Genomic DNA, 17,653 nt, shown 5'->3' on the forward strand with positions numbered 1-17,653 from the left:
AGCGGGGGCCGCCAGATGTCTTTCAGCATTCGTAATATACTTGTTGGTTTTTTCCTCACCATCAGCCTTGCACTTGCCGGTTTCGTCGGCACGCAATCGTGGCGCTCGGTCAATCGCGCCAGCGCCTTTTCCGAGGTCGCGCAGCTCGTCTCGCTGGACAAGCTTCTTTTCAACGCACTCCTGAATTTCCGCAGTGAACGTGGCGACAGCGCCACGGCGCTGACGCTCGATCCATCGAAGTCGGCTGGCAGCATCGCCAGTGTTGCGGCGGCACGCCAGAAGGTGGATGCCGCCATGACGGCATTCCTCACACAGTCTTCGTCGCTTGAAGATGCCAGGCTGCAAGGGCCGCTCAAACGCGTAAAGGATGTCTACGCACAGTTCGTTGAACTGCGAAAGAAGGTCGACGCCAATGTCTCGCAGCCGCTCGACCGGCGCGAGGGCGGTCTCGACAAGACCGTCATGACGCTCGGTGGCGATTTCCTCGCCTCGCTGGAAGCGGGTTCGACGGCGCTGGAGGGGGCTGTCCGCTCTCTCGATCAGGGCCAGACCGGTCTCATCCAGCTGCGCTCTTACGGCTGGTCCGCCCGTGCGCTTGGCGGCAGCGCCACCGTTGTCCTCAACGCCGCCGTGGCGCAGAACCGGCCGCTCACCGCCCAGGAAATGCAGCAGCTCGGTGCCTTCGATGCCGGCGCGGCATTTGCGTGGAAGGCGACGGGTGATCTCGTCGCGCATGAATCAACGCCGCAATCGCTCAAGGACATCTACGCCACTGCGGACAAGACCTATTTCAAGGGCGATTTCAACACTCAGCGCACCAAGCTCATCGAAGACCTCAACAATGGCCGCACGCCGACCTTTACCTTGGACAGCTGGCGCACCACCGTTACGGAAAATCTCGGCACGATTGCCAAGATCGCCTCTGCCGCCATGGATGTCCTCGATGCCAATGCCGAAAAGGCAAAACAGGACGCCTTTATCGGTTCGGTGGTCTATCTGGCGGTCTTCATAGCCACACTGGCGCTCTGCATTGTCTCGCTCGCCGTCATCGTCGGCCGCGTCACCCGGCCGATCAGCCGCCTGACCAATGCGATGATGGCGCTTTCGGGCGGCAATCTTGCAATCGATATCGCCGGCGCAAAGCGCGGCGACGAGATCGGCGAGATGGCCCGTGCCGTGGAAGTCTTCCGCGAGGCGGCCATCCGCAACCGGCAGCTGGAGGCGGACGCCGTCGCCAACCGGGAGCAGGCCGAACGCGACCGCATCGAGCTGCAGCAGCGCGCTGAGGCCGAGGCCGAAGAACGGCTCAACCAGGCCACGGGTTCGCTGGCGGGCGGTCTTCGCCGTCTCGCCTCCGGTGACATGGTCTGCGAGATCGCCACGCCGTTCGCACCGCAATTCGAAGCGCTGCGGCACGATTTCAACAGCTCCGTGCATCAGCTGCGTGAGGCGCTGACGAGTGTCGGCCAGTCCGTGCAGACGGTGAATGGCGGCGCCCACGAGGTTTCCTCGGCCTCCGACGATCTTTCCCGCCGCACCGAACAGCAGGCCGCTTCGCTTGAAGAGACTGCGGCGGCACTGGAAGAGATCACCGCCAATGTCTCCGCCACCTCCAAGCGGGCTGGCGAGGCCCGGGACACGGTGCGGGAAGCAAGGACCAAGGCCGATCTTTCCGGCAAGGTGGTGCGCGATGCTGTCGCCGCCATGGAACGCATCGAACATTCCTCGCGCCAGATCGGCCAGATCATCGGCGTCATCGACGAAATCGCCTTCCAGACCAACCTTCTGGCGCTGAATGCGGGCGTCGAGGCGGCAAGGGCGGGCGATGCCGGCAAGGGCTTTGCCGTCGTTGCGCAGGAAGTTCGCGAACTGGCGCAGCGTTCCGCCAATGCGGCGAAGGAAATCAAGCAGCTCATCAACACCTCAGCCGTTGCGGTAGGTGAGGGCGTGAAGCTGGTTGCCGATACCGGCGTCGGGCTTTCCGAAATCGAGCAGCTGGTGCTGTCCGTCAACAGCCATATGGACGCCATCGCCACGGCGGCGCAGGAACAGTCTGCCGGTCTCTCCGAGGTCAATACCGCCGTCAACCACATGGATCAGGCCACGCAGCAGAACGCCGCCATGGTCGAGGAAATGAATGCGGCCGGTGCCGGTCTCGCGCAGGAATGCGCCAATCTCCAGGCCCTGCTTGCGCAGTTCCAGCTCGGCCAGCAGGCCTCGGCATTGCGGGAGACGGCACGGCATATGCAACGCGTCGCAAACCCTTCGCGCGCTCCGGCCGCACCCGTCGCAGCACCGCCACGGGCCCGTCCCGTTGCCACGCGCGGCAACGCGGCGCTAGCCGTGAAGGGTGATGACTGGACGGAGTTCTGAGGTTCGGAAGCTACGCCCGCGTCATCGAATGGCGCGGGCTACGTTGTTAACGAGGCTTTCTCCACCCGCAACGTCATCCTCAGGCTTGTCCCGAGGATCTGCAAACGATTGATTTTGGTGGCGTGTTTAGATCCTTGGGACAAGCCCAAGGATGCCGTCGAGAAAATGCGCATCATTCGCCATCAGTTTCGATGGCCTGGCCTTTATCTAAAATCTGCACTCCACTTCACCCTTTCCGCACATCCGGTAACGCACCGGCCAGCGCCCTGAGCGGCGCAGTCATGTGCTTGTCACGCCTCATCGCCAGCGCAATCCGCCGTTCGAGCGGCGGTTCGAGCGAGCGCCATTCAAGCCCGGATGCGGCTCCTTCATGTTCCACGGCCATGCGCGGCACGACGGCAAGGCCAAGACCCGCGCCCGCCAGTTTCTTGATGGCCTCGACGCTGCCCAGTTCCATGGCGGGCTGCACGGTGCGACCGCTGGCCGAAAACCATTGGTCCACCAGCTTGCGCGTATTGCCGCCCTCGTAAAGCAGCAGAGATCGCGTCGACAGCGTTTCGGCAGTCAGCGTGGTTCTGGCCGGCACGGCGCCGCGCGGAAACACCGCGACGAGTTCGTCGAGATGGATGTCGCGGATATCGAGGCTGCGGCCGCTGGCGGGCAGGGCCACCACCGCCGCGTCGATCGTATTGGCCTCCAGAAGCCGCAATATATCGTGGGTATTGCCTGTTTGCACGACGATGTCGATGCCCGGCATCGCCTGCCGGATGCGGCCAAGCACCGGCGGCAGCAGATAGATACAGGCGGTGGCGCCGGTGCCAATGCGCAGGCTTCCCGTCGCCCCGCTGCGGTGCGGCGCAACCGTTTCGATCGCATGCGCCACCTCTTCGGATATGCGCCTTGCGTGGATGAGAAAATCCCTCCCTGCCGCCGTTGGCTGCGCGCGCCTGCCGACCCTCTCGATCAGCCGCACACCCAGCTGCTTTTCCAGAAGCCTTATATGCAGGCTGACGGCCGGCTGCGTCAGCCCGGCCTTGTCGGCGGCGGCGGAAAAACTGCCGAGATCGGCCACATCCATGAAACTGCGCATCTGCCTGAGATCGAGGTCGATCATCAAAGAAAACCTTATCGTTTGTATAAGACAGATAATCTTTATTTTGGCTGCGCCGCAATGCACAATGAGGGCGTGAATGATCCGCAGGACAAGAGAATGACCCTTTCCACCGTTTCCAGCCTTTTAATCCGCCCCTGTGAGGAGGCGGATATTCCAGCCATTACCGAAATTTACCGGGATGCCGTTTTGCATGGCCGCGCCAGCTTCGAGATCGATCCGCCTGATGTGGCGACCATGGCCGAGCGCCGCCGCCTGCTGGTGGAGGGCAATTACCCCTATCTCGTCGCCGAACACGATGGCAAGGTAGCCGGATATGCCTATGCCGGCGCCTATCGCGCCCGCCCGGCCTATGGCGCGACAGTCGAGGATTCCGTTTATATCGATCCGGCCATGAAGGGCACGGGCATCGGCCGCAAACTGCTCGATGCGCTGATCGCGGAAGCCACCGCGCGTGGCTTCCGGCAGATGATCGCCGTCATCGGCGATAGCGCCAATGCGGCTTCGGTCGGCGTGCACCGCGCTGCCGGTTTCGAACTTGTCGGCACCTTCAAATCCATCGGCTGGAAACATGGCCAATGGCTGAATACGGTGCTGATGCAGCGGGCCTTGGGCGAGGGCGATACCACGCCGCGTTTCTAAGTCTTTCAGGGCTTTGTGGAGCCGGGGATTTCCACCTTCAGCGTGTCGCCGGCAAGCTCGCTGCCCAGCTCCACGGCCTTGGTCTTCTTGTCGTAGACGCAGATATGGCTGACCGTCGCATCGGCACCCTTCGTTTTACCGGTGAGGATGGCGAGACCGTAATTTTCGCTGCCGACAGGATCGACCACCGCCTTGGCATCCTCGAGCATATCCTTGGCCCCTGTAAGGCAGGCCGTCTGCACATCCGCCACGAATTCCTTCCAGGCATCATCCGACGATGCGGCGGCCGGCAGGGCGAGGGAGGAGAGGGCGGCGGCAAGGATAAGGGGACGGATCAAAGCGCGGGTCATGGAATTTCCTTCCTGCAATGTCATCAAAAGCGAACCGATAGGGTGGAAAACGGTACGCCAGGGTTGTGAAACAAATGTGGTGGCGGCTGGCTTGAGAGGAATTTTCTCTTTTGTCGGAACATTTTGATATTTCACAGGTTGCCCAAACAGAGGTTCGCTCCTATGGTCCGCTCACACGGTTTCTAGGAGCGGTAACCCGCTGCAAAAAGGAGTAAAAACCATGGCCTTCGAACTTCCTGAACTCCCCTACGACTATGACGCGCTTGCACCTTACATGTCGCGCGAGACGCTCGAGTTCCATCACGACAAGCACCACAAGGCTTATGTCGACAACGGCAACAAGCTGGCTGCAGAAGCCGGTCTTTCCGACCTGTCGCTCGAAGAAGTCGTGAAGAAGTCGTTTGGCACCAATGCCGGCCTCTTCAACAATGCTGCCCAGCACTACAACCACGTCCATTTCTGGAAGTGGATGAAGAAGGACGGCGGCGGCAACAAGCTGCCGGGCAAGCTGGAACAGGCATTCGCTTCCGATCTCGGCGGCTACGACAAGTTCAAGGCAGATTTCATCGCTGCCGGCACCACGCAGTTCGGCTCCGGCTGGGCATGGCTCTCCGTCAAGAACGGCAAGCTTGAAATCTCCAAGACCCCGAACGGTGAAAACCCGCTGGTTCACGGCGCAGATCCGATCCTCGGCGTCGACGTATGGGAACACTCCTATTACATCGACTACCGCAACCTGCGTCCGAAGTACCTCGAAGCCTTCGTTGATAACCTCATCAACTGGGACTACGTCCTGGAGCGTTACGAAGCCGCTGCCAAGTAAGGCTTGGCGAACGGAATTTTTCGAACACCCGGCCTTCGTGCCGGGTGTTCTGCTTTTGGCATGTCGCGCGGTGTCACAAGCCTGTCATCAGCCGGGTTTATCGCGGCGCATCATGACTGAAAAAAGCACACCCCTCTTCTCCTTCGGCATTGTCGCCGATCCCCAATATGCCGACGCCGATCCCCGCCCGGATATGGGCCGTTATTATGCCGAAAGCCCGAAAAAGCTGGCTGAGGCGATCAATGTCTTCAACAGCGAGGACCTCGCCTTCGTGGTGACGCTCGGCGATATCATCGATCGCGGCTTTGAAAATTTCGATGCGATCCTCAGCGTTTATGACGCGCTTCGCCACCCCTCGGTGCTGCTGCCGGGCAATCACGATTTCGCCGTCGCCCCCGAGCATCTTTCCGCCATCCACGCCCGCCTCGGCATGAAGGCCCCCTGGCATGATTTTGCCATGAGCGGCATCCGCTTCGTCGTGCTTGACGGCAACGATGTCAGCCTCTTCGCCCCGCCACCTGATGATCCGCGCCGCCTGGTCGCGCAGGAGCGGTTGAAGCGCCTCTGGGATGTCGATGCGATCAATGCGCAGGACTGGAACGCCTCACTCAGTGACAAGCAATTCGAATGGTTGCGCACCATTCTGCAACAGGCGGATGCGGCCGGCGAAAGAGTAATCGTGCTGTGCCACTATCCCGTCTATCCGGAAAACGCCCACAACATGTGGGATGCGCCGCGCATCCTTGATCTTCTCGGTTCTCACTCCTCCGTTGCCGCATGGTTCAACGGCCATAATCACGAGGGTAATTACGGGACGCTCGGCACCACCCACTTCGTCAATTTCAAGGGCATGGTGGATACGCCCGACCAGAACACCTTTGCCATCGCCGATGTCTTCGCCGATCGGATCGCGATTCGCGGTTTTGGACGCGAGGAGGATCGGGTGTTGCAGTACTTACGGTAAAGTGACGCCTGAGATCGGCCGCCCCAACTCTCCACCCGGCTGGCCGCTCTGCCAGCCGCTCATCCACAATCGCCGCAGCTTCTCGCCTTCCATCTTGAAGAAGCTGCCCGTCGCGGCACAATCAAGCACCCGGTCCGAACGGAAATTGCGGATGGCGTGGCGCAATTCGCACCAGGCGACGATATTCACCGTCTCGGAATAATAGATCACCGCAATCGGCCGGATTCGCCGCTGCGTTTCCACGCCGCTTTCGTCGCTATAGCACAGGTCCAGCCGCTCTTCATCGCGCACCGCCCGCCTGACCGTTGCAAGGTCGATGCCGGCGGGCGCGGGGGCGATGCTGCCCCAGGCGTGCAGGGCATTGGCGGAAAGTGTCTTCGACAGCGGTTCGGGCAGGGAGGCGGCGATCTTGTCGCTGACCTTTTTCGCCGCCTGGCGCAATTCCGCGTCACCGGAGCGGTCGACCATGGCGAGCGCCAGCACGATCGCCTCCGTCTCCTCGATGGAAAACATCAGCGGTGGCAGGTTGAAGCCGGGACGCAGGATGTAACCGACGCCGCGCTCGCCTTCGATCGGCACACGCATGGTCTGAAGCGCGGCGATATCGCGATAGACCGAGCGCGCGGTCACCTCCAGCATGTCAGCAATTGTCTGCGCGGTCACCGGGCGGCGCGCCAGCCGCAGGATCTGGATGATCTCGAACAGTCTCGACGCCTTGCGCATATTGTACATTTCCATGTGATAGGGCGACACAACTGACACAACGTTGTCAGTTGGCATTTTTTATAAGCGGAAAAACACATTGAGAAACAAATGCTTTCCCGAATGTGTCATCATCTTCTTTAAGGGATCCTGACATGAATTACGCTGAAAATCTCTGGCTTTTCTTCCTGCTCCTGTTCGGCATCATCATCCTGCCGGGCATGGACATGATGTTTGTGCTGGCAAGCGCGCTGACCGGCGGCAGGAAAACGGGGCTTTCTGCGGCAAGCGGCATGAGTGCTGGCGGCATGGTGCATTCTCTTTATGGAGCCGCCGGTGTCGGGTTGCTCGCCACCTGGCTGCCATCTCTGTTTCTGCCGCTTCTTGTCGGCGGGGCTGCCTGTATGGTCTGGATCGGCTTCGGCCTGATGCGCAGCGCCATCACCGTCAATGGCGATGAGGCGCAGGCAAGCACCTCTGCCAGAAAGGCATTCTGGAGGGCGGTGATTACCTGCCTTTCCAATCCCAAAGCCTATCTTTTCATGATGGCGGTCTATCCGCAATTCATCAAACCCGGCTTCGGGCCGATCTGGATGCAGGGGTTGGTGATGGGGGCAATGGTGGCCGTGACGCAGTTTGCCGTCTATGGAACCGTGGCCCTGACGGCCGACAGAAGCCGCGCCTGGCTTATCTCCTCGCCCGCTGCCACGATTTTCATCGGCCGCGCCGCAGGCTTTCTGCTGATTGCCGCCGCCCTCTTGACTTTTTGGGAGGCATTTTCCTGGAGCATGGGCGAATGATTGAGGATGTCGCGCAATTTCAGCCAGCCGTCAGATACGTGCCATAAAGCCAATCCCGGCCCCGCACCGGAGCCTCGTCTAGACTTCTGTTTTCACGGCGGAATTCACCGCAATGTGACTTCTTTTCGCCATCCGGAAAGGGCATCCTCGCCCGGTTCGATAAAGCGCCGGTGTCCATGCCGGAATCAAGGAGAGTGTGCATGAAACTGAAAACCATCACGGCGGCCATGCTGTTCGGCTGTCTTTGCGCCGGAGCTGTTTATGCTGCCGGCGAAGTCGAAAAACGTGAAGGCATGATGAAGCAGATCGGCGGCTCCATGGGTGCGCTTGCCGCCATCTCCAAGGGCGAAAAGCCCTTTGACGCTGCCGCCGTCAAGGCTGCCGTGACGACCATCAGCACCAATGCCAAGGCTTTCCCCGACCAGTTCCCCGTCGGCTCAGAGACAGGCAGCGCGGCTGCTCCCGCCATCTGGGAAAACTTCGACGACTTCAAGGCCAAGGCCGCGAAGCTCGGAACGGATGCCGACGCGGTTCTCGCCAATCTCCCCACCGATCAGGCCGGCGTCGCCACCGCCATGAAGACGCTCGGCGCCGATTGCGGCACCTGCCACCAGACCTATCGTCTGAAAAAATAATCGAAGCCTCTGAAAACGCCGCCCATCGGCGGCGTTTTTCGGCACGAAAGGCATCTGACCGGGTCAGGTGAGAATGGGGAGAGGGGTATGTCCTCCATCTGGACGAAGCTTGTTGGCGGGGCAGTGGTTGCGGCCATTGCGGGCTACGGAATTTTTGCCTGGGTTACCGCACCAGAACGTCAGGCGCCGAGCCATTGGGTGAGCCTCGGTGAGCCGGATCTCGCCAATGGCGAAACCCTGTTCTGGGCCGGCGGCTGCGCAAGCTGTCACGCCGCACCCGATGCCAAGGGCGAGGGGCTGCTGACGCTTTCCGGCGGGCAGGCGCTGAAAAGCCCTTTCGGCACCTTTCACGTTCCCAATATTTCCTCTGATCCGCAGCACGGCATCGGCGGCTGGACGCTGGCGGAATTCGGCGATGCGATGACGCGCGGCGTCGCCAAGAACGGCGAACATCTTTACCCGTCCTTTCCCTATGCTTCCTATGCCCGCATGACGCAGAAGGACATCAACGATCTCTTCGGTTATCTGAAGGTCCTGCCCGCCAGCCAGAATGATGCGCCGGATCACGAGCTGCCTTTCCCCTTCAACCTGCGCATGGCGCTGGGCGGCTGGAAATTCCTTTATTTCGATCCCGCCGCACCGCCACGCGTCGAACTCGCCAATGCCAATGCCGAATTGCTGCGCGGCCAATATCTGGTGGAAGGGCCGGGCCATTGCGGCGAATGCCATACGCCCCGCGACGCGCTCGGTGGTTTCCTTGCCGATAAATGGCTGGCCGGTGGCCCCAACCCGGAAGGCGAGGGCCGTATTCCCGACATCACCCCCGGTTCGCAAAGCATCGGAAGCTGGGCCGAAGCCGATATTGCCAGCTATCTCGAAACCGGCTTCACGCCGGAATTTGACAGCGTCGGCGGCTCCATGGTCAAGGTGCAGCAGAACATGGCGCATCTGACCACCGAAGACCGTGATGCGATCGCCGCCTATCTCAAGGCCATTCCGGCACGATAGCCCTCAGCCGAGGCAAGGCACGCGGGTCGAAAGCAGGCCTGCCATTGACTCCTGCATCTGCCCGACGGATAACATGTCCGTGATGGTTCCTTCCGGGCGTTCCGGAAGGTGAAAAGGGAACACGATAGGGACAAATCCTCATTCGTGGCTGCCCCCGCAACTGTGAGCGGAGAGCCTGAAACGAAATGCCACTGGCAAGCCATCTCGCCTCCATCAAGGGGGAAGGCAATGCCGGGAAGGTGTTTCAGGTTTTGACCCGTAAGCCAGGAGACCTGCCATCACGGAAATATCCATGCCGGCGGGGTGTCCGGAAGAGCGGAATTTCAGGGTGGCGCAATCATGCCTCCCTGTATCAGTCTCGTATCCCCGTGGTGAAGTATATCGTATGCGGTCCTGCGGTGTTTGCCGTTCGGCCGCGTCTAAAGGCGCGGGGTCGCGCCGGGAGAGGGGTCACCATGTCCACCAACCTGAATACGGCCAATTCAGCCGTTTCCGTAAAAACAGCCAGCGTCGCGCAGTCGCTGACAGCGATCGTGCTTGGCCTGTTCGTCGTCGGTTTTGTCGGCTTTTCCCATGTGGAAGCCGTTCACAATGCCGCGCATGATACGCGCCATGCCAATGCCTTCCCCTGCCATTGAGGGGAAACGGCATGTCATTTTTTCGCAATATCGTCTTCACCGCCATTCTCGTCGGCATTCTCGGCGGTTTCGCCGTGTCTGCCATGCAGGCTTTTGGCACCACGCCGCTTATCCTGCAGGCGGAAACCTTTGAAAGCGCCGGCGAAGCGCCCCACAGCCATGATGCACCGGCACCCGGTGCTGCCGTTCCCGCCCATGAGCACAATGACGAGGCCTGGGCTCCGGCCGATGGTTTCGAGCGCACGGCCTATACCGTCGCCGCCAATGTGCTGACCGCCATCGGCTACGCGCTGGTGCTGACGGGCCTCATTTCGCTGCGTGGCACCAATACCGGCTGGCGTGAGGGGCTTCTCTGGGGCGTCGCCGGCTTTGCCGCCGTTATGCTCGCCCCGATGATCGGCCTGCCGCCGGAACTGCCGGGAAGCCCGGCCGCCGCACTTGAGGCGCGGCAGATCTGGTGGCTCGCGACCGTCGCCGCAACCGCAGGCGGCATTGCGTTGATCGCCTTCCGCCGCGAACCTTGGGCGGTGCTTTTGGCGCTGGTGTTGATCGTCGCGCCGCATGTGATCGGCGCACCCCTGCCGCCGGAAGGCGAACACGCGCTGGCACCGTTGCCGCTGGAGCGTCAGTTCATCGTCGCCGCCACCATCACCAGCTTCGTCTTCTGGGCGCTAATCGGCACGTTGAGCGCGTTTTTCCTGAAGCGTTTCCAGCAGGCATAAGCCCATGCAGGACGCAGCGGAGTGGAGTGAGGAACTCGATGCGCTGCGTTTTGCCGTTCCCGGTCACGGTGCGCCTTGCGCCGTGCACCGCCTTGCCTTCAAGGCAGTTCTTGGGGCAACCCCGGAGCGCGAGGCGGCTCTCGCCTGTTTTCATGAACACGAAGCTGCTTTTATCGCTGCGGCGCTCAGCAAGATAAAGCGCGCAAATTTGCCCGCCGGCCGCAGCCTGCATCTAAACAGCCGCGATATTCGCCGTGCGATTTCAGGTGAGGGTGAGGAGCCTGCTGCGCGTGTCTGCCGGTTGCTGGATCGGGGGTAATGAGTGAGAGTGCAAAGACGTCCGTATTTTGCACTACCTCATTCCTGTGACAAGCACAGGAATGAGGGTGTTGGGCTTAGCGGCCGACAATATTCGCGTACGCCTCAGCGATGCTCAGCCGCAAAAATCTGAAGTTCCGCCTCGGCTTCCGGACCAAAGAGGCCGAGGCTTTTCAGAATTTCCACCGCGAAACTGACCGGCGCGCTGCCGGCCGCAGTGACGACGCCGCCATCGCTGACCGCCCTCGGCTGATCGCGATAATGAGCCTCACCGCGATAGGCCGGATACGCCTTGTGCGATGCCAGCGCATTGCCGGTATGGGCGACATCGTTGAGCACACCCGTGCCGCCGAGCGCGCTTGCCGCCGCGCAGATGCCGGCGACCAGCCGGTCCCTGTCGCGAAACCGCTTGACCAGCCCGCCAAGATCGGCAGCCGTTCCCTTTTCCCAGCTGAGACCGCCGGGAATGACGAGCGCATCGATGTCAACGGGATCGAGCGCGTCATAGGATGTGTCCGGCGTCACCTTCAGCCCGCCCATCGAGGTCACGGGCATGCCATCAGGCGTGGCGTGCACGATCTCGACACCGAGATAGCTGCGCGCTGCCGCCGCAAGCAGCGCCGGTTCCCAGTCCGCAAAATCCTGCGCGAGCGCAATGGCGATCCGTGTCATGGCCGTCTCCGTGGGTTTTAATCAGGCGATGGACTGCATGTAGCGCATGCCGGTGACCGGCCGCGGCGCGAAATCCATGTTTTCGTAGAAACGATGCGCCGCCACATTGCCGGTCGTGGCGCTGACGGAAAGATAGTCACAACCAAGGCGCTTGGCGATATCCCGCGCACGGGACACCAGATGCTGGCCGGTGCCATGGCCGCGATGACCGTCACGCACGAAGAGATGATGCAGCTCCAGGCCGCGCCGGCCTTCCTGCGCCCTGTAGAGCGGCAAAAGCAGGGCGTAACCGATCAGCGCGTCATCGGCTTCGGCCACCAGCCCATGCACCCAGGGGAGCGGGCCGAACAGGTCGCGCTCCAGCTTGGCCGGCGTGATGGCCGCCGCATCGCCGTGGTAGGAGGCAAGCAGGGTGATCATCTCGTTGAGCTCGGGCAGATCGGTCTTGCGCGCGCCGCGGATGATGACGACGGGGGGTCTTTCCAGTGTAAGGGAGCTATCTTCGGTCATTTTTTCGGTCCTTTGGTCTTATCGGTGCCGTCAGGACGTTTGAAAACAACAAAGCCGCCTGACGGCGGCTTGTTGACAATATGATCTGTCGAGCCGCCCTTAAAGGAAGGCCCAAAAATACGAGCAGGAGATGGGTGCGCGTTCGTTGATCATGGGGAATGCAATGCGCCCGAATCCATATTCTGTCAAGCCCGCTTTAGCGGTTCAATGCTCGCCCTCGCACATACCGTGGTTGGAAAGCGCGCGGATGACGTAACAATCCTCGATCGAATGGCCGTGGCAATGGGAGACGATGCGTTCCAGCTCGTGTTCCAGCTTCTTCAGGCTGGCAATCTTTTCGCGCACATGGGCAAGATGCTCGGCGGCGATGCGGTCGGCACCTTCGCAAGGCATCTGCCGGTGCTGGCTGAGCGCAAGCAGCTCGCGGATGGCCTCGATATTCAGGCCGAGATCGCGCGCATGGCGGATGAAGGCCAGCCTTTCGAGGTCGGATTTTTCGTAACGGCGCTGGTTGCCGTCCGAACGGTCCGCCTCGCGGATGAGGCCCATCTGCTCGTAATAGCGGATCGTCGGCACCTTCACGCCGGTGCGTTTCGACAGTTCACCGATGGACAGCATGGCTTTCTCCATATCTCCAGTCTCTAGAGATATGGCTTTTTCACGACCGATTCAATGGCCTCAAGCGGCATCGTTGACGCCAAGCGCCTGGGCCAGTGCCTTCAGAACCTGCGATTCGAGGCTTGCCATATCCGGCTGGGCGGAAGCGACCACGTCAGCATTGGCGCCAGTGGAGGCGGAAGCGCTGCTGTTCATGTCCCAGAGAGCAGCGGCCAGGCTGGCGGAGGCACCGGCCAGCGGAGCGACGGCTGTGGCGACATTGCCTGCCACCGAAATGGCGCGATGGGCCGCCCGCGTCAGCTCCTGCAAAGCCTCGGTGGTGGACTGGCTCTCCCGGCTGTGCGCAGGCGCGATGCCGCGGACCGGAGAGGCGAAATTGATGCTGCTGGTTGCTGCGATAGTCGTCATGACTGTGAATCCCCTAGTTCTGATGGAGCATTTTTAAGGTCCGAAACATTCGCGAGGATTGCGTCATGCACGCCTTGTGCAAAAAATAACTGCAATATAGTATACCCCCCTATAGTATATGAGGTGCACATGTCCCACACGATCCGCAACAAGGACAAGCTGCTGACCCGCATCCGCCGCCTGAAAGGGCAGATGGAGGCGGTGGAACGCGCATTGGACGATGCCAAGCCCTGCGGCGAGGTGCTGCAATTGCTCGCCTCCGTGCGCGGCGCGCTTTCAGGCCTGACGGGGGAGGTGATGCAGGAGCATCTGCACGAACACGTGGTCCATGCCGAAAATGAAGACGAGCGGGCGCGGGCGGCAGAAGAGCTGGCCCAGGTGCTGAAGACCTACATCCGGTAGGTCAATGCAGGCCAGCAGAATGGAAAGAAGCCCGCAGAGTTGAGAAGGGCCGGTAAATTCGAGAGAGGATTGAGCGACATGACGACGACTTCCGAACCTTTCGCCGCGGCGGAGCATCACCATATTTATCTCGGCCAGAATCATGAGCGCAATGAAAGGCGTGTCTGGATGGTCATTGCATTGACCACCGTCATGATGGTGGCAGAGATCGTCGCCGGCCACTGGTTCGGCTCCATGGCGCTGACGGCTGACGGATGGCACATGTCCACCCATGCGGGCGCGATGCTGATTTCGGCGCTCGCCTATCTCTATGCAAGGCGCGAGGCGCGCAATCCCCGCTTCAGCTTCGGCACCGGCAAGTTCGGTGATCTCGCCGGTTTTGCCAGTGCCGTCGTGCTTGCCGTGGTGGCGCTGCTCATTGCGGTAGAAAGTGGCTTGCGCCTCGTCAGCCCCGTCCAGATCGATTTCAACCAGGCTATTCTCGTTGCAGTCATCGGCCTTGTCGTCAATCTCGTCAGCGCCGTGCTGCTGAAGGATGACCATCACCACGACCGTGGCCACGGCCACGGCCATGGTCACGCTTCGCATGCCCATCACGGCCACGGCAGCCATGCCCACCACGATCACGGTTCGCATGCACAGCACGGCGCAAAGGGCGGGCGGGACAATAATCTGCGCGCCGCCTATCTGCATGTGCTGGCGGATGCGCTGACCTCGGTCCTTGCCATCGTCGCGTTGCTGCTCGGCAAGTGGAACGGCTGGAACTTTCTCGACCCGTTGATGGGCATCGTCGGCGGTCTGGTCATCGCCCGCTGGTCATGGGGGCTCATTCGCTCCACGGCAACGACGCTGGTCGATGCGGTGCCGCTGACGGACGACCTGCCGCAGGAAATCCGTGATACGGTGGAAACGGAAGAAGATCGCATCACCGATCTGCATGTCTGGCAGGTTGGCCCCGGCCACCATGCGGCCATCGTCGCGATCCATTCGCAGGCGCCGAAAGCGCCGGCCTTTTATAAACAGAAACTTGCCGCCATACATGAACTGTCGCATGTGACAGTGGAAGTCAGCCCGGCAAGTGCCTAATGGGACTCGCCTATTCGGTATATTCCGAATAGGCGCCACGCACCCATTCTGCCTGTGCTTCCGCCTTGTCTTCGGCGGAGGCGGCCGGCGTATCCTGATAGGCGGGGGCGCTGCCATTGCCAACAGCCCACAGCACATTGGCCAGTGACTGGGAAAGAATGGTGCTGGAAACGGTCGGGTTGCCGGGACCGCGTTTTACGGCCTGCTCCTCCGGCGTGCTTTGCGCGCTGCCAGCTTTTTCGAGGTCGCGGATGCGACCCTGATAATTATATCCGCCAATATTGCTTTCGATCTGCATTTGGGTGATTCCGCGTTCAAAAGTTAACGAATAGTTAACGGCGGCGACTTGTCTGAAGCTTGCGTCTGCTGCGCTGCAATGACGGTCGAGGGTTGACAGTCGGCGAAGTAGTGCTTCGTTTTTGCATGGAGGGGCGGGGCGGGTGATATTGGATCGCCGACTGCACCCTCATTCGACGTCATCCTCGGGCTTGTCCCTGTTATGTGCAACAGATTGATTTTATTCGACGTGATTAGATCCTCGGCACAGGGCCGAGGATGACGCCGGGGGCATGTTTACCCTTCGAACCAGTCTCAAGGACATTGCAGCCTTAATGAAAATCTAAACCGGACTGCAGTGGGACAAGCCCGGGAATGACGGAGGCGATGTTTCCGTCATTTTAAATGCCCGGATCACGCCGTTTCCTTCTCAGCCGGAGCAACGGGCTCCCGCATTTCCTCCTCCACCTCAACTGTCGCCACCGCCTCCTGCGGCGCAGGCGTCACCATGGCAGCCACCAGCGTGTCGAGACCGATGCTGCCGACCGGCTTGCCGTCCTCATCCACCACATGGGCCTGGGTTTCATTGGCCTCGGACATGTCGCGGGCAATGGTTTCGAGCGTGGCGTTCTCAGGCACGGACATGCCTTCCGGCTTGCTGTCCAGCGGTTCCATGACAGTGGTCGCCTGCAACACGCGGCTGCGGTTCACGTCGCGAACGAAGTCGGTGACGTAACCATCCGCAGGGGAAAGGATGATGCTCTGGCCGTCGCCCTGCTGCACCACTTCGCCGTCTTTGAGGATGGCGATATGGTCCCCGAGCCGCAAAGCCTCGTCCAGATCGTGGGTGATGAACACCACGGTCTTTTTCAGTTCCTGCTGAAGATCGAGCAGCATCGTCTGCATATCGACGCGGATCAGCGGATCGAGCGCCGAATAGGCCTCGTCCATCAGCAGAATATCGGCGTCATTGGCAAGTGCCCGGGCAAGGCCGACGCGCTGCTGCATGCCGCCGGAAAGCTGGTTCGGATAATAATCCTCGTAGCCGTCAAGGCCGACACGATTGAGCCAGTAACGGCCCTTTGTTTCGCTTTCCTTGCGCGGCACGCCCTGGATGTCGAGACCGTAGACGCTGTTTTCGAGCACTGTGCGATGCGGCAAGAGGCCGAATTTCTGGAACACCATCGCCGTCTTGTGGCGGCGGAATTTACGGAGCGCCGAGGTGCTCATGCCGCAAATGTCCTCGCCGTCATAGAGAACTTCGCCGGCTGTCGGGTCGATCAGCCGGTTGATGTGGCGAATCAGCGTCGATTTGCCGGAGCCGGACAATCCCATGACGACCGTGATCTTGCCGCCCGGCATGGTGATGTTGATGTTGTTGAGGCCAAGTACATGGTTGTGTTTGTCGTTCAGTTCGACCTTGTCCATGCCCGACCGCACCGCCTCGAGGTATTTCTCGGGATGCTTGCCGAAGATCTTGTAAAGATTCTTGATTTCGATGCTTTTAGCCATGGGAGACCTCGCGGTATTTCTGCAGGCGCTTGCCGAAAGCCTGGCTTGCCCGATCAAACATGATGGCGATGGCGACCAGAGCGAAACCGTTCAGGAAGCCCACCGTGAAAAACTGGTTGTTGATGGCCTGCAGCACATTCTTGCCGAGACCACCGACGCCGACCATCGAGGCGACGACGACCATGGCGAGCGCCATCATGATGGTCTGGTTGATGCCGGTCATGATGGTGGGCAGCGCCAGCGGCAGCTGCACGTTGAACAGCTTCTGGCCGTTGGAGGAACCGAAGGCATCCGCCGCTTCCAGCACTTCCCGGTCCACCAGGCGGATGCCGAGGCTCGTCAGGCGAATGACGGGCGGAATGGCGTAGATCACCACTGCGATCAGGCCCGGTACCTTGCCGATGCCGAAAATCACCACCACGGGGATGAGATAAACGAAGCTTGGCAGGGTCTGCATCACGTCGAGCACGGGATTGATGAGGCGTTGCAGGCGTTCGGAACGACCCATCAGGATGCCAAGCGGCAGGCCGATGACGATGGCGATCAGCGTGGCGATGGTGACGATGGACAGCGTCGTCATGGCGTCGCGCCACAGGCCAACGGCGCCGATCATGAAGAGGGAGATTGCGGTGCCACCGGTGATCTTGAAGCTGCGCCCGGCCAGATGCACGATGGCCAGAATGACGAGCATCGTGATGATCCACGGCGTCTCGATGAACAGCCGCTCCGAGGCGTTGAGGAAGAGTTGCAGCGGATGCACGATCACATCGATCGCATCGCCGTAATTGCGCACGATGTCGCGAAAACCGTCATCGATGGTCTTGCGTGCCACACGCATCGTGGAGTTGTCGATGGCCGGGAACTTGCAGAGCAGGTCCGGCAGGTAATTGCAGAGGGCCATTATTGTTGTTTTCCCTTTGGGTTATGGGATGGGCGCGAGGTTCGAGTGCGCGGGCACCCCCCTCTGTCCCGCCGGACATCTCCCCCACAAGGGGGGAGATCGACGAGCGGCGAGAGATCCGCCCATCACGCATGTCGCAGATTTGTGAGGAGGGTGCGCCCAGCCGATCTCCCTCCTTGTGG

22 protein-coding genes and 1 riboswitch are annotated in these 17,653 nt (G+C 60.9%); of the genes, 12 read left to right on the forward strand and 10 right to left on the reverse strand.

Going from position 1 to position 17,653, the window contains the following annotated elements; all coding sequences use genetic code 11:
- Positions 1-15 precede the first annotated feature (15 nt).
- Positions 16-2,373: a methyl-accepting chemotaxis protein gene (locus tag ATU_RS04295; protein WP_010971213.1), complete on the forward strand. Its 2,358-nt coding sequence runs from the start codon at positions 16-18 to the stop codon at positions 2,371-2,373.
- A 226-nt stretch (positions 2,374-2,599) separates the two neighbouring features.
- Here ATU_RS04295 and ATU_RS04300 read toward each other — a convergent pair whose 3' ends face one another.
- Positions 2,600-3,487, reverse strand: a complete 888-nt coding sequence (locus ATU_RS04300; RefSeq protein ID WP_010971214.1) for a LysR family transcriptional regulator — start codon at positions 3,485-3,487, stop codon at positions 2,600-2,602.
- Positions 3,488-3,583: 96 nt separating this feature from the next.
- Here ATU_RS04300 and ATU_RS04305 point away from each other — a divergent pair, with 96 nt between their 5' ends.
- On the forward strand, positions 3,584-4,126 hold the full coding sequence (locus ATU_RS04305; RefSeq protein WP_010971215.1) for a GNAT family N-acetyltransferase: 543 nt from the start codon (positions 3,584-3,586) through the stop codon (positions 4,124-4,126).
- A gap of 5 nt (positions 4,127-4,131) precedes the next feature.
- Here the strand turns inward: ATU_RS04305 and ATU_RS04310 are convergent, their stop codons facing one another.
- Complete coding sequence (locus tag ATU_RS04310) at positions 4,132-4,476, reverse strand: hypothetical protein (protein WP_197541447.1); 345 nt, start codon at positions 4,474-4,476, stop codon at positions 4,132-4,134.
- Between the two features lie 220 nt (positions 4,477-4,696).
- On the opposite strand from ATU_RS04310, the gene ATU_RS04315 reads away from it, so the two are divergent.
- Together ATU_RS04315 and ATU_RS04320 are read left to right on the forward strand one after the other, a co-directional pair.
- The gene (locus ATU_RS04315; protein ID WP_010971217.1) at positions 4,697-5,299 is read left to right on the forward strand and encodes a superoxide dismutase; all 603 of its coding nucleotides are present in this window, start codon (positions 4,697-4,699) and stop codon (positions 5,297-5,299) included.
- Positions 5,300-5,411: 112 nt separating this feature from the next.
- Positions 5,412-6,263, forward strand: a complete 852-nt coding sequence (locus ATU_RS04320) for a manganese-dependent ADP-ribose/CDP-alcohol diphosphatase (RefSeq protein ID WP_010971218.1) — start codon at positions 5,412-5,414, stop codon at positions 6,261-6,263.
- Here the strand turns inward: ATU_RS04320 and ATU_RS04325 are convergent.
- On the reverse strand, positions 6,255-6,986 hold the full coding sequence (locus ATU_RS04325; protein ID WP_010971219.1) for a helix-turn-helix transcriptional regulator: 732 nt from the start codon (positions 6,984-6,986) through the stop codon (positions 6,255-6,257). The genes ATU_RS04320 and ATU_RS04325 overlap by 9 nt on opposite strands.
- A 134-nt stretch (positions 6,987-7,120) precedes the next feature.
- Here ATU_RS04325 and ATU_RS04330 point away from each other — a divergent pair, with 134 nt between their 5' ends.
- From ATU_RS04330 to ATU_RS04355, 6 genes are all read left to right on the forward strand, one after another.
- Positions 7,121-7,765, forward strand: a complete 645-nt coding sequence (locus tag ATU_RS04330; protein WP_010971220.1) for a LysE family translocator — start codon at positions 7,121-7,123, stop codon at positions 7,763-7,765.
- Positions 7,766-7,965: 200 nt separating this feature from the next.
- A complete protein-coding gene (locus ATU_RS04335) occupies positions 7,966-8,400 on the forward strand; it encodes a c-type cytochrome (protein WP_006312193.1) in 435 nt (144 codons plus the stop codon).
- An 87-nt stretch (positions 8,401-8,487) separates the two neighbouring features.
- Positions 8,488-9,408: a c-type cytochrome gene (locus ATU_RS04340; RefSeq protein WP_010971222.1), complete on the forward strand. Its 921-nt coding sequence runs from the start codon at positions 8,488-8,490 to the stop codon at positions 9,406-9,408.
- Between the two features lie 66 nt (positions 9,409-9,474).
- Positions 9,475-9,702: riboswitch (cobalamin riboswitch) on the forward strand.
- A 161-nt stretch (positions 9,703-9,863) separates the two neighbouring features.
- Complete coding sequence (locus ATU_RS04345) at positions 9,864-10,046, forward strand: CbtB domain-containing protein (RefSeq protein ID WP_010971223.1); 183 nt, start codon at positions 9,864-9,866, stop codon at positions 10,044-10,046.
- Positions 10,047-10,057: 11 nt separating this feature from the next.
- On the forward strand, positions 10,058-10,768 hold the full coding sequence (locus ATU_RS04350) for a CbtA family protein (protein ID WP_010971224.1): 711 nt from the start codon (positions 10,058-10,060) through the stop codon (positions 10,766-10,768).
- A 4-nt stretch (positions 10,769-10,772) separates the two neighbouring features.
- Complete coding sequence (locus ATU_RS04355; RefSeq protein ID WP_010971225.1) at positions 10,773-11,087, forward strand: hypothetical protein; 315 nt, start codon at positions 10,773-10,775, stop codon at positions 11,085-11,087.
- Between the two features lie 104 nt (positions 11,088-11,191).
- Here ATU_RS04355 and ATU_RS04360 read toward each other — a convergent pair whose 3' ends face one another.
- The 4 genes from ATU_RS04360 to ATU_RS04375 form a co-directional block, all read right to left on the reverse strand.
- Positions 11,192-11,758, reverse strand: coding sequence for a type 1 glutamine amidotransferase family protein (locus ATU_RS04360; protein ID WP_010971226.1), 567 nt, complete (start codon positions 11,756-11,758; stop codon positions 11,192-11,194).
- A gap of 21 nt (positions 11,759-11,779) precedes the next feature.
- Entirely contained in the window at positions 11,780-12,268 is a 489-nt protein-coding gene (locus ATU_RS04365; protein ID WP_006312187.1) for a GNAT family N-acetyltransferase, read from the reverse strand.
- A 204-nt stretch (positions 12,269-12,472) separates the two neighbouring features.
- The gene (locus tag ATU_RS04370) at positions 12,473-12,886 is read right to left on the reverse strand and encodes a MerR family transcriptional regulator (protein WP_010971227.1); all 414 of its coding nucleotides are present in this window, start codon (positions 12,884-12,886) and stop codon (positions 12,473-12,475) included.
- Positions 12,887-12,946: 60 nt separating this feature from the next.
- Positions 12,947-13,294: a hypothetical protein gene (locus tag ATU_RS04375; protein ID WP_035256392.1), complete on the reverse strand. Its 348-nt coding sequence runs from the start codon at positions 13,292-13,294 to the stop codon at positions 12,947-12,949.
- A 129-nt stretch (positions 13,295-13,423) separates the two neighbouring features.
- Here ATU_RS04375 and dmeR point away from each other — a divergent pair, with 129 nt between their 5' ends.
- Both dmeR and dmeF read left to right on the forward strand, forming a co-directional pair.
- Positions 13,424-13,696 (forward strand): Ni(II)/Co(II)-sensing transcriptional repressor DmeR, encoded by a 273-nt coding sequence (dmeR, locus tag ATU_RS04380; RefSeq protein WP_010971229.1) that lies wholly within the window; start codon positions 13,424-13,426, stop codon positions 13,694-13,696.
- 78 nt (positions 13,697-13,774) lie between these two features.
- Positions 13,775-14,782, forward strand: a complete 1,008-nt coding sequence (gene dmeF, locus ATU_RS04385) for a CDF family Co(II)/Ni(II) efflux transporter DmeF (RefSeq protein ID WP_010971230.1) — start codon at positions 13,775-13,777, stop codon at positions 14,780-14,782.
- 10 nt (positions 14,783-14,792) lie between these two features.
- Here the strand turns inward: dmeF and ATU_RS04390 are convergent, their stop codons facing one another.
- From ATU_RS04390 to ATU_RS04400, 3 genes are all read right to left on the reverse strand, one after another.
- Positions 14,793-15,080, reverse strand: coding sequence for a hypothetical protein (locus tag ATU_RS04390; protein ID WP_006312179.1), 288 nt, complete (start codon positions 15,078-15,080; stop codon positions 14,793-14,795).
- 392 nt (positions 15,081-15,472) lie between these two features.
- Complete coding sequence (locus ATU_RS04395; protein ID WP_010971231.1) at positions 15,473-16,570, reverse strand: quaternary amine ABC transporter ATP-binding protein; 1,098 nt, start codon at positions 16,568-16,570, stop codon at positions 15,473-15,475.
- Positions 16,563-17,471: an ABC transporter permease gene (locus ATU_RS04400; protein WP_010971232.1), complete on the reverse strand. Its 909-nt coding sequence runs from the start codon at positions 17,469-17,471 to the stop codon at positions 16,563-16,565. The genes ATU_RS04395 and ATU_RS04400 overlap by 8 nt, the downstream gene beginning before the upstream one ends.
- Between the last annotated feature and the right edge of the window lie 182 nt (positions 17,472-17,653).

The sequence above is a fragment of the Agrobacterium fabrum str. C58 genome, assembly GCF_000092025.1.
In the GTDB taxonomy this organism is placed as follows: domain Bacteria; phylum Pseudomonadota; class Alphaproteobacteria; order Rhizobiales; family Rhizobiaceae; genus Agrobacterium; species Agrobacterium fabrum.

What these genes read in the sequence shown, in the direction of transcription:
- ATU_RS04295 (WP_010971213.1), top strand. Translation starts at nt 16, where the DNA reads ATGTCTTTCAGCATTCGTAATATACTTGTTGGTTTTTTCCTCACCATC.
- ATU_RS04300 (WP_010971214.1), bottom strand. Translation starts at nt 3,487, where the DNA reads ATGATCGACCTCGATCTCAGGCAGATGCGCAGTTTCATGGATGTGGCC.
- ATU_RS04305 (WP_010971215.1), top strand. Translation starts at nt 3,584, where the DNA reads ATGACCCTTTCCACCGTTTCCAGCCTTTTAATCCGCCCCTGTGAGGAG.
- ATU_RS04310 (WP_197541447.1), bottom strand. Translation starts at nt 4,476, where the DNA reads ATGACCCGCGCTTTGATCCGTCCCCTTATCCTTGCCGCCGCCCTCTCC.
- ATU_RS04315 (WP_010971217.1), top strand. Translation starts at nt 4,697, where the DNA reads ATGGCCTTCGAACTTCCTGAACTCCCCTACGACTATGACGCGCTTGCA.
- ATU_RS04320 (WP_010971218.1), top strand. Translation starts at nt 5,412, where the DNA reads ATGACTGAAAAAAGCACACCCCTCTTCTCCTTCGGCATTGTCGCCGAT.
- ATU_RS04325 (WP_010971219.1), bottom strand. Translation starts at nt 6,986, where the DNA reads ATGCGCAAGGCGTCGAGACTGTTCGAGATCATCCAGATCCTGCGGCTG.
- ATU_RS04330 (WP_010971220.1), top strand. Translation starts at nt 7,121, where the DNA reads ATGAATTACGCTGAAAATCTCTGGCTTTTCTTCCTGCTCCTGTTCGGC.
- ATU_RS04335 (WP_006312193.1), top strand. Translation starts at nt 7,966, where the DNA reads ATGAAACTGAAAACCATCACGGCGGCCATGCTGTTCGGCTGTCTTTGC.
- ATU_RS04340 (WP_010971222.1), top strand. Translation starts at nt 8,488, where the DNA reads ATGTCCTCCATCTGGACGAAGCTTGTTGGCGGGGCAGTGGTTGCGGCC.
- ATU_RS04345 (WP_010971223.1), top strand. Translation starts at nt 9,864, where the DNA reads ATGTCCACCAACCTGAATACGGCCAATTCAGCCGTTTCCGTAAAAACA.
- ATU_RS04350 (WP_010971224.1), top strand. Translation starts at nt 10,058, where the DNA reads ATGTCATTTTTTCGCAATATCGTCTTCACCGCCATTCTCGTCGGCATT.
- ATU_RS04355 (WP_010971225.1), top strand. Translation starts at nt 10,773, where the DNA reads ATGCAGGACGCAGCGGAGTGGAGTGAGGAACTCGATGCGCTGCGTTTT.
- ATU_RS04360 (WP_010971226.1), bottom strand. Translation starts at nt 11,758, where the DNA reads ATGACACGGATCGCCATTGCGCTCGCGCAGGATTTTGCGGACTGGGAA.
- ATU_RS04365 (WP_006312187.1), bottom strand. Translation starts at nt 12,268, where the DNA reads ATGACCGAAGATAGCTCCCTTACACTGGAAAGACCCCCCGTCGTCATC.
- ATU_RS04370 (WP_010971227.1), bottom strand. Translation starts at nt 12,886, where the DNA reads ATGCTGTCCATCGGTGAACTGTCGAAACGCACCGGCGTGAAGGTGCCG.
- ATU_RS04375 (WP_035256392.1), bottom strand. Translation starts at nt 13,294, where the DNA reads ATGACGACTATCGCAGCAACCAGCAGCATCAATTTCGCCTCTCCGGTC.
- dmeR (WP_010971229.1), top strand. Translation starts at nt 13,424, where the DNA reads ATGTCCCACACGATCCGCAACAAGGACAAGCTGCTGACCCGCATCCGC.
- dmeF (WP_010971230.1), top strand. Translation starts at nt 13,775, where the DNA reads ATGACGACGACTTCCGAACCTTTCGCCGCGGCGGAGCATCACCATATT.
- ATU_RS04390 (WP_006312179.1), bottom strand. Translation starts at nt 15,080, where the DNA reads ATGCAGATCGAAAGCAATATTGGCGGATATAATTATCAGGGTCGCATC.
- ATU_RS04395 (WP_010971231.1), bottom strand. Translation starts at nt 16,570, where the DNA reads ATGGCTAAAAGCATCGAAATCAAGAATCTTTACAAGATCTTCGGCAAG.
- ATU_RS04400 (WP_010971232.1), bottom strand. Translation starts at nt 17,471, where the DNA reads ATGGCCCTCTGCAATTACCTGCCGGACCTGCTCTGCAAGTTCCCGGCC.